Here is a 15,134-nt window from a genome sequence, read left to right as displayed (position 1 = left end):
CCGCGACGCCACGGCGTCGAGGCACCGCACCCACCCTTCACGTCACCGAGGAGAGCCGCCATGGTGTACGCGCAGCCCGGAACGGACGGCAGCATCGTCGCCTTCGCCCCGCGATACGACAACTTCATCGGCGGGGAGTGGGTGGCCCCGGTCGAAGGCCGCTACTTCGGCAATCCGTCGCCGGTGAACGGCAAGGTCTTCTGCGAGGTCGCCCGCTCGTCCGCGGCCGACGTCGAACTCGCGCTGGACGCGGCACACGCCGCGGCCGACCGGTGGGGCCGTACCTCGGCCACGGAACGCGCCAACATCCTCAACAAGGTCGCGGACCGGCTGGAGGAGCACCTCGAGAAGATCGCGGTGGCCGAGACCTGGGAGAACGGCAAGCCGGTCCGGGAGACACTGGCCGCCGACATACCGCTGGCGATCGACCACTTCCGCTACTTCGCCGGGGTGGTGCGCGCGCAGGAGGGCAGCGTCGCCGAGATCGACGCGGACACGGTCGCGTACCACTTCCACGAGCCGCTGGGCGTGGTCGGTCAGATCATCCCGTGGAACTTCCCGATCCTGATGGCCACATGGAAGCTGGCGCCGGCACTCGCGGCGGGCAACTGCGTGATCATAAAGCCGGCCGAGCAGACGCCGGTCAGCCTGCTGCTGGTCGTCGAACTGATCGCGGACCTGCTGCCGCCCGGTGTGGTCAACGTCGTGAACGGCTTCGGTGTCGAGGCGGGCAAGCCCCTCGCGTCCAGCTCTCGCGTCGCCAAGGTCGCCTTCACCGGGGAGACCACGACCGGCCGCCTCATCATGCAGTACGCGAGCGAGAACATCATCCCGGTCACACTGGAACTCGGCGGCAAGAGCCCGAACATCTTCCTGCCGGACGTGATGGCCGCCGATGACGACTTCCTGGACAAGGCCGTCGAGGGCTTCGTGATGTTCGCCCTCAACTCGGGCGAGGTCTGCACCTCGCCGTCCCGTGCGCTGGTCCCCGCCTCGATCTACGAGGAGTTCATGGCCCGCTGCATCGAGCGGACCCGGGCCATCGTCGGCGGCGACCCGCTGGACCCGGCGACCATGATCGGCGCGCAGGCGAGCAACGAACAGTACGAGAAGATCCTTTCCTACATCGACATCGGCAAGAAGGAAGGCGCCGAGCTGCTCACCGGTGGCGCCCCGCGCACGGTGGCGGGCCTGGAGGACGGTTTCTACATCGAGCCGACCGTCTTCCGCGGCACCAACGACATGCGGATCTTCCAGGAGGAGATCTTCGGTCCGGTGCTCTCCGTCACCACGTACGACTCGGTGGACGAGGCCCTGAAGATCGCCAACGACACGCTGTACGGACTCGGCGCGGGCGTCTGGTCCCGTGACGGCAACACCGCCTACCGCCTCGGCCGCGAGATCAAGGCGGGCCGGGTGTGGACCAACTGCTACCACGCCTACCCGGCGCACGCGGCGTTCGGCGGCTACAAGAAGTCCGGCATCGGGCGCGAGACCCACAAGATGATGCTCGACCACTACCAGCAGACGAAGAACCTCCTGGTGAGCTATTCGCCGAAGAAGCTCGGCTTCTTCTAGGCACCTGTGCAAGGGCGTCTGACGTGGGGGTTCCCCCGTCAGGCGCCTCCCAGGAGCGCTTTCGATCCGCAGGGCGGAGTGCGGAGCGACTCCCGATGTCTCCGCTGCTGTCCCACCTCTGCGGCTGTTCCGGGGCATGACAGGGCGTAGTGGCACAGGAGATGGCCCCTTGCCGGTTGTGTCCCCCGCAGGAGTGACTGCAGTGCCGGAGTACTGCTACTGCCCGCCGACCGACCGTATGCCCTGTGCAGGTGTCCGGTGGCATCGACGATCGGCACGGCACTTCCGTCTCGACGGGCATCGCAGCTGAACCCCTCACCGGAGTGTGGCAGACGGTGCCGTCACGCTGTCCGCGTCAGGTCCTGGGACTCCACGCCGTGGGCGAAGGGCATGCCCCGGGCGTAGCGGGTGATCTCGGCGGCTGCGTAGTCGGCCATGCGGCCCAGCTCGCTGCCCAGCGAGCCCGCGATGTGCGGGGTGAGGAGCACATTGGACAGCCGGAACAGCGGCGATTCGGGGGGCAGTACCTCGGGGTCGGTGACGTCGAGGACTGCGTGGATGCGTCCGGACGTCAGGTGGGTGATGAGCGCGTCCGTATCGACGAGGGAGCCGCGCGCGGTGTTGATCAGTGTGGCACCGTCGGACAGCAGGGCCAGGCGTCTGGCGTCGAACATGTGATGTGTGTCGGGCAGTTGGGGAGCGTGGATGGAGACGACGTGACTGAGCCGGGTCAGTTCGTCGAGGCCGACGGGCCGCGCCCCGAGGAGGGCCGCACCGGCGTCGTCCAGATAGGGGTCGTGGACCAGAACGGTGAAATCGTACGGCCGCAGCAGTTCGATCACGCGCCGGCCGGTGCGCGAGGCGCCGACGATGCCGACGACCCGCCGGTAGTTGCCGTGACCGGCGAAGTAGGGCAGCAGTGGATACGGGGCGCACCGCTCACGGTAGGCACGTGCGCTTTGCGGGATCCGCTTGCCTGCGAGGAGGATCGCGGCCAACGTGTACTCGGCGACCGGCAGCGCGTTGGCCGCCGCGGCGCTGGAGACGGTGATGCCGCGCTCCCACACGGCGTCGGTCACGTGGTGCTTGACGGATCCTGCGGCGTGGACGACGGCCCGCAGCCGTGGCATGGCCGCAAGCGCCTGCTCCGTCAGTGGCGGACAGCCCCAGTGGGTGAGCAGCACCTCTGTCCGGCCGAGGGTCTCGGCGACGGAAGGGTCTGCGAAGTCGGTGACGAGCAGGTCCGGATCGAGGTCGGCCGCCTGGCGGAACAGGTCGATGGCGCCCTCGTCGCGCAGAGCGTCGCGGGTCTCCCGCGACATCGCGAGGACGGTGCGGGGACGTCGCGGACGGGGGTCGGGCGCGAGCGGGAGAACGGCCTCGGCGGCCTGCGCCGTGGTGTGCCGTGCGGTCATTGTCACTTCACCGCGCCTGCGGTGAGCCCGGAGCGCCAGAAGCGCTGGAGGCAGACGAAGGCGATGATCAGGGGGAGGACCGAGACCAGGGCCCCCACGATGGTCAGCATGTAGAACTCCGGGTTCTGTTGCGAGGACTTGCTCCAGATCGCCAGGCCGAGGGTGACGGGGTAGAGCTTGTCGTCGCTCAGCATGTACAGCGGCAGGACGAAGTTGTTCCAGCTCGACGTGAAGGTGAAGAGGAACAAGGTAACGAAGCCGGGGGCGATCATCGGCAGGCCGACCGAGCGGAAGACGCGCCACTCCCCCGCGCCGTCCATCCGGGCGGCCTCGATCACCTCGCCGGGGATGTACCCCTCGGAGAAGACCCGGGCGAGGTACACGCCGAAGGGGTTGACCAGCAGGGGGATCAGGACGGCCCAGTAGGTGTTGTCCAGGCCCGCCTTGCCGGCCAGCAGGTACTGGGGAAGCACGAGGACGGCGCTCGGGACGAGGACCCCTAGCAGCACCATGCCGAACAGCTTCTCCTTGTGCGGAAAGTCGTACTTGTCGAAGGCGTAGCCGACGGCCGTGCTGACGAGGGTGGAAGCCAGGCAGCCCAGGCCGAAGTACAGGATGCTGTTGAGCAGCCAGCGGCCGTAGATTCCGTCGCCGTAGGTGAACAGGTCACCGAGGTTGGCGAAGAAGTTGAAGTCGGCGAAGGTGAATCCGCCGGTGCCGACGAGATCACCGTGGTCCTTCGTGCTGGCGACGAACAGCCAGGTCAGAGGCATCAGGGTGTAGCAGGCGAAGAGGGCGAGGAGGCCGTTGACCACGGCCTTGGAGGTCCACGAGCGGCTCGGGCGGGCGTGGCCCCGGCCGCTCGGATGTGGGCCGGACGGCCGGGTTCGTATCTTCGGTCCACGCTCCTCGCCGGCCGTGCGGGGGGTGGGCTGCCCGGTGACGGTGTGCGGGGTCATGCTGCCTTCCAGCGGTTGCCGAGCTTGGTTACTGCGTAGGACAGGACGCCGGCCAGGAGAGCGATCAGGATCGCCGCTGCGGAGGCGAGGCCGGGCTGGTGATCGACGAACGCCGCCTTGTGCACGTACATCACGGGGGACCAGTCGCGGTTGATGGCCTCTGACTGGGTCGTGAGCATGTAGGGCTCGTTGAAGAGCTGGATGGCGCCGACGCAGGTGAACAGGAGGCTGAGGACCAGGGCGGAGCGGAGGTGGGGAACCTTGATCCGTAGCGCGGTGCGGATCGCCCCGGCGCCGTCCATCGTGGCCGCTTCGAGCGTCTCCCGGGGGATCGCCTGGAGCGCTGCGTAGAGGATCACCATGTTGTATCCGACGTAGTGCCAGGTCACGATGTTGACGACCGAGGGGACGGCCAGTGACGCGGAGAAGAAGTCCACGCTGACGCCTGCGGCGCCGAACCAATCCATGACCGGGCTGAGGCTTGGGGAGTACAGATAGACCCAGATGATCGCCGCGATGACGGTGGGCACCGTGTAGGGCAGGAAGAGGGCGAGCTGGAACAGCCGCTTGGCCCGTGCGACGGTCGAGTCCAGCAGCAGGGCGAGCAGCAGCGCCGTGCAGGTCATGAGCGGGATGTAGACGGTGACATAGGCGGCGACGTTCAGGAACGAGGCGCGCAGGGCCGTGTCGCCGAGTGCGTCGGCGTAGTTGCCGAGGCCGACGAAGACGCTCTCGGCGCCCCCGAAGCCGAGGCCGGAGGACTCTTCCTTGAACAGGCTGGTCCAGAGCGCGTAGCCGATGGGGGCGACCATGACGAGCGTGAAGAGGATGAAGAAGGGTATGAGGTAGGCCGCGGCGGCACGCTGTCGGGCGCGCCCGGCCGAGCGGCGGACGAGGGCTGGGGCCGGAACTGTCATGAAGTCCTTCTGACCGTGGCGCCCGGGGCAGCGGGGCCGGAACAGTGGTGGATCAGGGTGGCGAGGCGGCCGGATGTGGCAGGCCGACGGTGTGCCGCGGGGCCGACGTGCCTGAGATCGGGACCGACGTGCCTGAGATGGGGGCGACGTGCCCGAGACGGCGGGGCCGGCGGCTTTCGTGGGATGCTGATGTGGGGCGGACGGGGCTTGCGCGGCGCTCACGCCAACCGGGCCGGTCCACCAGGTCAGGCACCTCTGCGGCACCCGCCCGCGTCACGTGGCCGCCACCAGGTCGGGCCGTGTCGCGGCCGCACCCGGTGGCGCGGGTCCGCCGGGCGTGGGGTCAGCCGGCGGTCTTCAGACCGCGGTCGTCGAGTGCCTTCAGCGCCGCCCGCTGGGCCGCCTCGAACCCGGCCTTCCAGCCGCCCTCGGCCACGGCGCTCTCGAACGCCTCGTTCACCGAACCCTGCACCGGGCCCCAGGTCCAGCCGTCGCGGACGGTGTCCACCTGGTCGGCGGCGACCTGGTAGAGGTCGTTGGCGAAGTAACCGTCGGCGGCTCGGGTGAACTCCGTCGCCGCGACCTTCTGCAAGCCGGAGTCGGCGGGCAGGACGCTGCTCGGTGCCTCGGCGTTCGCGAGTCGGGCCTTCATCGCGGCAGGATCGGTGGTGAGCCACTCGATGAACTCCGCCGCGCCCTCGATGTGGTCGCTCCCCTTGGGCACGGCGAAGGAGGTGCCGCCCCAGGTTCCGGTGGCCGGTGTGCCGTCCCATGTGGGCAACGGAGCCACGGCCCACTTCTTCTTCTGTTCCGGTGTCTGGGATATCAGGCCGGCTCCGCTCCAGGGGGCGCCGATGAACGCGGCGACCTGGTTCTTCTTCCTGGCGGTGCTCTCCTCCTCGCTCCAGGCGGGGTGGTTGAGCACCAGGCCGTCACGCACCAGACCGTCCCAGAACCCGGCGACCCTCAGGGCGGGCTCGTCGTCGACGTGCACCGTCCAGGCGTCGCCCTTGACGCCGAAGCCCTGCGAACCAGCCTGCCAGGCCAGTCCGTTGATGAACGGGATGTCGCCGCCCTTGGGGACGTTGAGGATGCGGGCCCCCTTGCCGGCGGCCTTGATCTTCCTCGCCGCCGTCTCGAACTCGGCCCAGGTGACCGGTACTTCCACGCCTGCCTTCTCGAACAGGTCGGTGCGGTAGTAGAGGAGTTGCGGAGTGACGTCGAAGGGGACGCCCCACGTACGGCCGCCGGGCGTGACCAGCGACTGGAGGCTCTCGGGGAACGACTTGACCAGTTTCCCGGAGTGTCCGGTCAGGTCCTCCAGGTTCCCCTGGCTGGCGAACTCGGGGAGCATCGCGTACTCCATGCCCACGACGTCAGGTGCGTTGCCGCCCTTGATCGCACTGTCGATCTTGGAGTAGCCGTCGGCACCGGCGGTGATTTCGGTGTACTCGACCTTGATGTCCTCGTGAGTGGCGTTGAACTCCTCGACGACCTCTTTGGTGCCGACCATCCAGGACCACATGGTGAGGGTGACCGGCTTGCCGTCCGAGGCCCCGGACGTACCGCTGCCCCCGCCGCCACAGCCGGTGGCGAGGAGGGCCAGACAGGCCAGGGAGGCCGTGAGGGCGAGGCGAGGTATGCGGTGGGCGGGCTTCATCTGCACTGGCTCCTCGATGAGCAAGGCGCCTCAACGACCGGAGGCGATTGCGGTCATCTTTCGTGCAGAACGATCGCCCGTCAAGACCAAACAACCAATTCGATCAAAACAATCAAGTTTTCTGGAGATCAGCGCGGCGGAGCGCAGGACGCCCGCACGGTGAGCCGAGGCACCAGTGAGACGTGTCGGCTCGGCGCCGCTGCTTCGGGCCCCGCTCCGAGCCTGGCGAACATCATCTCGACGGCGGTCTCCCCCACGGCCTGCCGCGGCGGCGCCAAGGCGGTCAGCGGCACATCGGCCAGAGCCGCCATCTCGTCCTCGTACGCCACCAACGACATGTCGCCCGGGAGGGAGAGGCCGCGTTCGCGCAGCCGTTGCACCACGCCGATCGCGGTCTGGTCGTTGTGGACGATCGCGGCGGTGACCCCGCCCGCCGCCACCGACCGGTACAGCGACCGGGCCGCCGCCTCCAAGGCGGCCGGATCCCCCGGGTCGACGGTCACGGGCGGCGACACCGAGAGGCCGCGCGCCGCCATGGCAGCCTCGTATCCCTCCCGGACCTGCGGTGACGTCGGGTTGTCCTGCGCGAGCAGGGCGATTCGCTCGTGGCCCAGCCCGGCGAGATGGTGGACGGCGGCGGCGGCTCCGAGGGCGTGGTCGGAGCGCGCGCTGTCCAGTCCGGCCAGCCTGCTCCCGAGGGGAACGCGCCGGTCCACCAGAACGGCCGGGACCCGGAGTGCCAGCAGCTGCTGCTCCTGCTCGGCGCTGGGTACCCCGCGCTGCCAACTGGGCTGGATCAGCAGGCCGTCGACACCGGCGTCGAGCATCCGTCCGATCTGCGCGGTGTCCTCCTCGGACCGCCAGTGGGCGATCCCGAGCACAAGCCGGCCGCCGCGCGCCGCGACAGCGTCCTGAGCTCCCTTGACCAGCTCCGCGAAGTAGTGCTCCATGCTGGGCACCACCATGCCCAGGACCAGTCCGGGAGGCGCCGATCGCACGGAGGCGTCCACGCCGGCGCCGTCGGCGGCCGGGCCGGGGGCGGGCGGGCCGGAGACGGGCGGCTCAGGGCACGTGACGGAGCCGTGCAGCCGCATCAGCCGCCCCTGTTCGGCCAGCGTCTCGACATCGCGCCGCACGGTGACGGCCGAGACGCCCAGCTCCTCCGCCAGCTCCGTCACCCGCAGACCGCCTCGCCTGCGCACGATCTCCAGCACCCGTTCGTGGCGCTGATTGACATGCGACCGCATCTGTCGCCCTCCTGACGATCCCCCGATTGGTGCACGTCCCACCGTACTCTAGTGATCGATTCTTATGAGTCTTACGTATTGAGCATCTTGTGCGTACCGTGCTAGAAACCCACCACCGCACTCGTGCTCCGCCTTCTCGCGTTCCCCTCCGGTCTTCCTCCCTCTGTCCCGTCCTTGGAGACGCCATGCCCACACCTTGGTCCCGCCGCGGATTCGTCAAGGCGACGGGAGGTGCCGCCGCAGCACTGGGGTTCCCCGCAACCGCATCGGCGACGGTCCTGACCACCTCCGGGCCCGCCCACGCCGCGTCGGCCGCGTCCGCCGAGTTCGAAAGCCTCAGAGCCACCTGGCGTGGCCTGATACTCGGCTCCGGTTTCAGCCCCACCGCGGAGCCGTTCGCCTCCAAGCTCGCCCGGCTGGGCAGGGACGCTGCCGCCTGGCGGACCACGATGCTGCCCGCGCCGGGCTCCCTGTGGCCGGGCATGGTGTGGCTGGACCCGGATCCCGACACGGACACCGAGTCGTACGCCCACTCCGCGCAGATCCAGCTCACTTTTCAGCGGTTGCGTTCCATGGCGGAGGCGTATGCCCAGCCCGCCACGGGTCTGACCGGGGACGCAGCCTTCGCTCGGGAAGTCGTGACCGGGATCCGGCACGTGGTGACCGACGTCTACCACGCAGGTCAAGCCCGCTACGGCAACTGGTACAACTGGCAGATCGGCGGGCCCCACGCGCTGCTGGACGCGGCGACCATCCTTCACGAGCACCTGGACGCCGACCTGATCGCCACGATCACCGAAGCCGTCCGCGCCTTCGTGCCGGACAGTGCGGTGGCCTCGTACACGGGTACCTCGACGGGCGCCAACCGCGTCGACCTCTGCCGGACGATCGCGCTCAGCGGTCTGGTCGGTGAGGACGCCGATCGGCTCGCTCTCGCGTCCAGGGCCCTGTCCCCGGTCTTCCCCTACGTGACATCCGGGGACGGCCTCTACCGTGACGGCTCCTTCGTCCAGCACACGTGGGTGCCCTACGCCGGGTCGTACGGCGCGGATCTGTTCACCGGTCTCAGCCTGCTGTGCGCGCTGCTCGCGGACTCCCCTTGGGAGATCACCGACCCGGCCCGGGAGAACTACTTCGACGCCGTCGAACGGGCCTGGGCCCCTTTCCTCTACAACGGCCTGTGCATGGACGCCGTCTCCGGACGCGCCGTCGCACGGGGCCTGCCCCCCGGCGATCCCGGCGGCGCCAACGACGACCATCTGCGCGGCCACTCGATCATCGCGTCGATCGTCGCCCTGGGCCGCGCCGCGAGCCCCGAGCAGAACGCGCGCTGGCGCGCCCTGGCCAAGGGCTGGATCCAGCGGGCGTACTTCAGCCCTCCGCACACCAATCCCATGCTCGGCGTCTACAAACTCGCCCAGCTCCAGGGCGTCGTGGACGACTCCTCGGTCAAGCCCCTGCCCGAGCCGGTCGCACACCGGCTCTTCCCGTCCCAGGACCGGGCGGTGCACCGCCGCCGGGGGTGGGCCGCCTGCCTGTCCATGGCCTCCGACCGGGTCGCGCACTACGAGTGGGGCAACGGGGAGAACCTGCGCGGCTACCACACCGGGGCCGGCTGGCTGTCCTGGTGGGGGGACGACTCCGCCAACGAGCAGTATTCGCAGACCTTCTGGGCCACCGTGGACCCCAATCGGCTGCCCGGCATCACCGCTTCCAGGAAGCAGCTCGCCGACGGCCAGGGCGGCCAGTGGGGGGCCGAACGCCCCGCGGTGCGATGGGTCGGCGGCACCACCGACGGCACGTACGCCGCGGTGGGCCAGCACCTCAAGGGCCTGGCCTCGACGCTGGAGGCACGCAAATCCTGGTTCTTCCTGGACGAGGGCATCGTCTGTCTGGGTGCCGGCGTCACCGCGACGGACGGCGAGGCGGTCGACACCGTGATCGACAACCGCCGCCTCGGTCCCACCGGCACCCAGGCCCTGACCGTGGACCGCCACCGCAAGCCAGGCGCCCAGGGATGGACGGAGACGCTGAGCGACCCCGGCTGGGCGCACATCGCCGGCCATGGCGGCTACGTCTTCCCGGCGGGCGGCCGCATCACCGCGCTGCGCGAGGAGCGCACCGGCCGATGGAGCGACATCAGAACCGGCTCGTCCACCGCCCTCCTCACCGACCGCTACCTCACCTTGTACGTCGACCACGGCATCGACCCGGTCGACGGCGGCTACGCCTACGTCCTGCTGCCAGGCGCCAGTGCCGCCCGCACCGCGGCCCGTGCCGCGAGCACGCGCGGACTCCTCAGGACACTCGCCAACACGTCACGGGCCCAGGGCGTCCACGTCCCCTCCCTCGGCGTCACCGCTGTCAACTTCTGGGCAGCGGGAACGGTCGGCGACCTCACCGTGAGCGCCCCCTGTTCAGTGCTGATCCGGCACCGGGCCGACGGCACCGCGGTCGTATGTGTCTCCGACCCGACCCGTACCCTCACCACGCTCACCGTGACGTGGCGGCACCGTGTCACCGCAGTCGTATCCCGCCCCGCCACGGTCGGACAGGCCGTACCCGGAAGCAAGCTGACCGTCACGTTCGGAGATCTCACCGCCGAGGCGGGCGCCACGCAGAAGATCACTGTGAGGACAGCATGAGGATGACGGTACGACGTTCCATCACCGTGCCGGCGGCGCTGGCCTGCCTCCTGATCTCCGCCACCCCGGCTCGCGCGGCAACGGTATGGGACGGTGACGCGGCAGGCGGCACCCGGGTTTTCGGGAGCGTGGAGTGCGCCGAGCCCGGCAGCCTGGTCACCGCCGCCAACCCTGACGGTCACGGGGCCGTCTTCCGGTTCACCAAGCCTGGTGGTCTCGTCCGCTGTGAGTCCCGGGGCATCTCGGTGGGCGGCGCCCGGTACGCCTTCGCGCCCGGCTCCACCTACTGGCTGGGCTGGGAGTCCCAGCTGTCCACCGTCAGCGGGGACTTCGTGGTGTGGCAGTGGAAGTCGTATCCCGACGCGGCACAGAACTACCCACTGATCATGACTGTCAAGGACGGCTCGGTACGCCTTTTCCACGTCAGCACGGACGCCACGTGGCGCCTGATCTGGTCGGCGCCGGTCTCAGCCGGGGCGTGGAACCGGTTCGCCCTCGGCATCCACACCTCTGCCTCGGCCGAATCAGGCTGGGTGGAGCTGTCCTTCAACGGGTCCCAGCAGACCTTCACCAGCGGCGGCTCCCGCTATGCCGCACGCACCTGGGACAGCGCCAACGAACCCAAGTGGGGCATCTACGACCGGGACACCCCACAGAGCGACGCCGTGAACCGACTGGACCGGCTGCGCGTGGGCACCGCCCACGCGGACGTCGGCTGACCTGACATGCACAACGAGAGACACAAGGTGAACCGTCGATGACCAAACCACCGGCTGACGGCGTTTTCACCGTGACCGACAGCGGATTCGCCCTGGACGGCCGGCCTGTGCAACTGCTGTCGGGCGCCTTGCACTACTTCCGGGTGCACGAGGCCCAGTGGGCGCACCGGCTGGAAATGCTTCGAGCGATGGGGCTCAACTGCGTCGAGACGTACGTGCCGTGGAATCTGCACGAGCCGTTTCCCGGAGAGTACCGGGACGCGGAGGCGCTGGGCAGGTTTCTGGACGCGGTGCACGCAGCGGGCCTGTGGGCCCTCGTCCGGCCCGGTCCCTACATCTGCGCCGAATGGGAGAACGGCGGGCTGCCACAGTGGCTCACCGGCACCTTGGCAGGGCAGGTCCGCACCAGGAACCGGGCGTACCTGGAGCCGGTGCGCCGCTGGTTCGGCCGCCTGCTGCCGCAGGTCGTCGAGCGCCAGGTCCACCACGGCGGGCCGGTGATCATGGTGCAGGTCGAGAACGAGTACGGCAGTTACGGCTCCGACCAGGAATACCTGCGCGAGCTCGCCGGAATCCTGCGGGACGGCGGGGTGACCGTGCCCCTGTTCACCTCCGACGGGCCCGAGGACCACATGCTCACAGGCGGTTCGCTGCCCGGTGTCCTGGCCACCGTGAACTTCGGCTCGGACCCGGCCGAGGCCTTCCGCACCCTGCGCCGTCACCAGCCCACCGGCCCTCTGATGTGCATGGAGTTCTGGTGCGGCTGGTTCGCCCACTGGGGCGCCGACGAGCCCGAGCCGCGCGAAGCCCGGGACGCGGCGGCGGTACTGCGCGAGATCCTGGGCTGCGGGGCGTCGGTGAACATCTACATGGCACACGGCGGGACGAGCTTCGGCGGCTGGGCGGGCGCCAACCGCGCGGGCGACCTCCACGACGGCGCCTTCCAGCCGACGGTGACCTCTTACGACTACGGTGCCCCCGTCGACGAACGGGGCAGGCCCACGGAACTGTTCCGGCGCTTCCGCGAGGTACTGGCCGACTTCACCGACACCCCGCCGCCTCCCGTGCCGGCAGCCCCGCCGGTCCTCACGGCACCGGCCACGGCCGTGCTCGATGCGTGGACGCCGTTGGACGAGGTGATGGACACACTCGGCGGACCAGAGGAAGCTTTCGGTACGGCGCCGACTTTCGAGGACCTGGGCGTCGACCGGGGCCTGGTGCGCTACCGGGTCCGTGTTCCCGGCCCCCGCCCGCCACTACCGCTGACCCTGCCCGGCGTACGGGACCTGGTCCGGCTGTCCGTCGACGGCATCGAGACCCCGGTCGGCACGGCGGTCGCGGGCCCTGCCGAGCTGGAACTGTGGGTGGAATCCCTGGGGCGCGTCAACTACGGTCCCCGCCTGGGCGAGACCAAGGGACTGACCGGCGGGATCCTGCACGAGCGGCAGTACCTGCACGGGGTGAGCGCACGCGGCCTACGGCTGGACGCGTTCGACGACGCAAAGGCGGTCGCCGGGCTACCGTCCCGCCTCCCGGTGCATAGCGAGCCGGGCCTCTACCGGGGCAGCGTCGACGTATCAAGCCCGGGGGACGCGATGCTGGAACTCCCCGGCTGGGAGAGGGGCTTCGTCTGGGTCAACGGCTTCTGCCTGGGGCGGTACTGGTCCATGGGCCCCCAGTCCGCCCTGTACGTCCCCGGCCCCGTACTGCGTCCCGGGGCCAACGAGGTGTGGGTGCTGGAGACGGAGCGGACCGATGGCAACCCGGTGCGGCTGGCCTGAGGCCGTTCCCCTCCCTCTGCCTCGGCGGTCACCAGCTCGCCGACCAGCTGCGCGAACTCCCCCCCTCGTCGACGCCGGAAAGGTCCGTCCCGTCGTCGACCGGGCGGGGCAGGACATTACTTCGAGTACCCTCCCTGCCGAGGTTTCCGCCGGCGCTCCCCGGCGTGCGCATTCTGCACACACGTCGGGGAGCGCGGCGCACGGCATCGACGCTCGCACGGCAACCCCCACAGTGGCGCAGTCACAAGGGCCGTCCGTGCGGAGAGGGGAGAGGGCATGAATGTGGTGGAGAGCTGGTCCCGCGTGATGAGTCTTCTGGAGCTGCACGCCCCGGCGGAGCACGCGGATCTGCCTGGGCCCGCTACGGAAGAGATGCTCGCGGCCGCCGAGGAGAGGATGGGTGTCCCCCTCCCTCAGGATCTGCGGGTGTGGCTGCTGCAGAACAATCTGGATCTTCCGGAGGAGGATGTGGACGACGATGTGCAATGCTGCGGCTTCGCCGGGTTCCCGGATGAGGGCAGCTTCTATCTGGGCGTCCGAGCGATGGAGAAGCTCCATGCCAACCGTTCCAGGCCCGGCGGCTTCGACCCTCCGGACCAGCCGGACAATCCGTTCTGGCGCAATGAGTGGATCCCCTTCCTGTCGGACCAGGACGGCTGGACGGGGAAGTTCATCGATGCGCGGGACGGGCGTATCGGCAGGTGGTTCGTCGGTGAGATCACGGTCACGGGCGAGTACGAATCCCTGGCTCACTATTTCGACTCCGTGGCGGAGATGCTGACGAAGATCGCCGATGGCAGCCATCCGGTCTGCAAGGTCGACGGAGGACGACTCGTCTGGCTCTGACGCGAAGCTGCCGGGCACGGGGGATCTCGCCGAAGAAGCCGTCCAGCAGTGGCTCCGCCGTTGCGTAGGTGGCCAACTCGTCGTCGTAACAGCCAGCTTGACGGCTCATGGTCTACATCTTGCGGTATCCGGCGGTCGCCGGTGCGGACTCGACGTCCGGCGGGTGACCAGGACGGTGTTGTGACAGTCACGAGGGCCGACACGGTCCGCTGGAGGGGGATCGGTGGAGATCGAGACCATGGTCACGGCGGTGTCGTCCATGCTGGCGCCTGTGCTCCAGTTCCTGGGACGCCGTCGGGAGGAGACGGCAGGCGACGAGACCGGCCTTCAGCCACTGCCGGCCGGCGCCGAACCCGTCTACGCCGTCGTCCGCGAACGCTTCGACGTCGAGCCCGCCACCGCGCTCCTGCTCGACCGCCTGGCACAGGAGCCCGAAAGCACCCTGTGGCAGGGCACGTTCCGCGCCGCTCTCGCGGACATGCTCGCCCAGGACCGGAGGTTCGCCGACCAGGTGGCTGAGGCGCTCAACCGCGCCGAGGGACCCGGCGGCGGGAGTGCCGTCACGGATGCCGGTGCCGTCGCGGGCGGACCGTCGCGCACCGCCACCGTCCTGGTGACCTGGTCCGGTCCGGTACCAGGTGCGGAAGCGAGCACGGGCCCGGGATGATCAGTAGGGTCGTCGGCGTGCAGGACGTACGGGTGGTTCTGATCGGCGGGACGTCGAACGTCGGAAAGTCGACCGTTGCCCACGTGGTGGCGGAGAGGCTCGGGTTCGCATGCATGAGCACCGACGGGCTGGCCCGGCATCCCGGGCGACCCTGGCGAACCCCGGAGAGGGAGGTGCCGGCGCACGTGGCCGAGCACTATGGATCACATACGGTCGACGAGCTGATCACGTCCGTTCTCGGCCACTACGACCGGCTGTGGCCCCGCATCGAAGAGCTGATCAGCACGCATGCCTCCGAAGGTTCCGGCGGACCAGGCCTGGTTCTGGAAGGGTCGGCACTCTGGCCCGTCCGCGTCGCCACGCTGCGGTTCCCGCGCACGGCCGCCGTGTGGTTCACCGCCGACGCCTCCGTTGTACGCGCCCGCGTGCACGCGGCGGGCTGCTATGAAACAGCCCTGGGCGAGGAACAGGTACTGATGGACACGTTTCTGGCCCGCACCGAGCGCTACCAGGCACTCATGAGGGAGGCCGTGGAGAGGCTCGGCCTGGAGCACATCGACGCCGGGGGTGCACAGTCCGCCGCCGAGCTGGCTGACCTCGTGCTCGCGGCAGCCGACGCACAGACCGCGGTGGGACGGTCGACCGGAACCCGGTGAGACCACGGGCGGGGTTCACCTACGGCACCTCCCGAGGCCAGGAG

General features: G+C 69.5%; 12 protein-coding genes. 7 read left to right on the top strand and 5 right to left on the bottom strand.

Annotated elements, in window-relative coordinates; all coding sequences use genetic code 11:
* Positions 1–60: 60 nt before the first annotated feature.
* The gene (adh, locus tag ACFYQ6_RS07155; protein WP_361572990.1) at positions 61–1,578 is read left to right on the top strand and encodes an aldehyde dehydrogenase; all 1,518 of its coding nucleotides are present in this window, start codon (positions 61–63) and stop codon (positions 1,576–1,578) included.
* 341 nt (positions 1,579–1,919) lie between these two features.
* Here adh and ACFYQ6_RS07150 read toward each other — a convergent pair whose 3' ends face one another.
* From ACFYQ6_RS07150 to ACFYQ6_RS07130, 5 genes are all read right to left on the bottom strand, one after another.
* Entirely contained in the window at positions 1,920–2,993 is a 1,074-nt protein-coding gene (locus ACFYQ6_RS07150) for a hydroxyacid dehydrogenase (protein WP_388761316.1), read from the bottom strand.
* Between the two features lie 2 nt (positions 2,994–2,995).
* On the bottom strand, positions 2,996–3,952 hold the full coding sequence (locus ACFYQ6_RS07145; protein ID WP_388761313.1) for a carbohydrate ABC transporter permease: 957 nt from the start codon (positions 3,950–3,952) through the stop codon (positions 2,996–2,998).
* Positions 3,949–4,869 (bottom strand): sugar ABC transporter permease, encoded by a 921-nt coding sequence (locus ACFYQ6_RS07140; RefSeq protein WP_361572992.1) that lies wholly within the window; start codon positions 4,867–4,869, stop codon positions 3,949–3,951. Before ACFYQ6_RS07140 ends, ACFYQ6_RS07145 begins: the two co-directional genes overlap by 4 nt.
* Before the next feature lie 343 nt (positions 4,870–5,212).
* A complete protein-coding gene (locus ACFYQ6_RS07135; protein WP_388761309.1) occupies positions 5,213–6,529 on the bottom strand; it encodes an ABC transporter substrate-binding protein in 1,317 nt (438 codons plus the stop codon).
* Between the two features lie 128 nt (positions 6,530–6,657).
* Positions 6,658–7,776, bottom strand: coding sequence for a substrate-binding domain-containing protein (locus tag ACFYQ6_RS07130; protein WP_361572996.1), 1,119 nt, complete (start codon positions 7,774–7,776; stop codon positions 6,658–6,660).
* Between the two features lie 185 nt (positions 7,777–7,961).
* On the opposite strand from ACFYQ6_RS07130, the gene ACFYQ6_RS07125 reads away from it, so the two are divergent.
* The 6 genes from ACFYQ6_RS07125 to ACFYQ6_RS07100 all read left to right on the top strand — a co-directional run bounded on the left by ACFYQ6_RS07125 (position 7,962) and on the right by ACFYQ6_RS07100 (position 15,090).
* A complete protein-coding gene (locus ACFYQ6_RS07125; protein ID WP_388761306.1) occupies positions 7,962–10,421 on the top strand; it encodes a polysaccharide lyase 8 family protein in 2,460 nt (819 codons plus the stop codon).
* Between the two features lie 2 nt (positions 10,422–10,423).
* A complete protein-coding gene (locus ACFYQ6_RS07120) occupies positions 10,424–11,140 on the top strand; it encodes a heparin lyase I family protein (RefSeq protein ID WP_388761303.1) in 717 nt (238 codons plus the stop codon).
* Positions 11,141–11,178: 38 nt separating this feature from the next.
* Entirely contained in the window at positions 11,179–12,921 is a 1,743-nt protein-coding gene (locus ACFYQ6_RS07115; protein WP_388761300.1) for a beta-galactosidase family protein, read from the top strand.
* A 276-nt stretch (positions 12,922–13,197) separates the two neighbouring features.
* Positions 13,198–13,767, top strand: a complete 570-nt coding sequence (locus tag ACFYQ6_RS07110; RefSeq protein ID WP_361573004.1) for an SMI1/KNR4 family protein — start codon at positions 13,198–13,200, stop codon at positions 13,765–13,767.
* A gap of 223 nt (positions 13,768–13,990) precedes the next feature.
* Positions 13,991–14,434, top strand: coding sequence for a hypothetical protein (locus ACFYQ6_RS07105; RefSeq protein ID WP_388761296.1), 444 nt, complete (start codon positions 13,991–13,993; stop codon positions 14,432–14,434).
* Complete coding sequence (locus ACFYQ6_RS07100) at positions 14,431–15,090, top strand: hypothetical protein (protein ID WP_361573008.1); 660 nt, start codon at positions 14,431–14,433, stop codon at positions 15,088–15,090. The genes ACFYQ6_RS07105 and ACFYQ6_RS07100 overlap by 4 nt, the downstream gene beginning before the upstream one ends.
* Positions 15,091–15,134: the final 44 nt, after the last annotated feature.

The organism is Streptomyces sp. NPDC005494, from assembly GCF_042872025.1.
Taxonomy (GTDB): Bacteria; Actinomycetota; Actinomycetes; order Streptomycetales; family Streptomycetaceae; genus Streptomyces.
The sequence above is the reverse complement of the archived record's forward strand: the minus strand, read 5'-3'. Positions and strand labels throughout refer to the sequence as shown.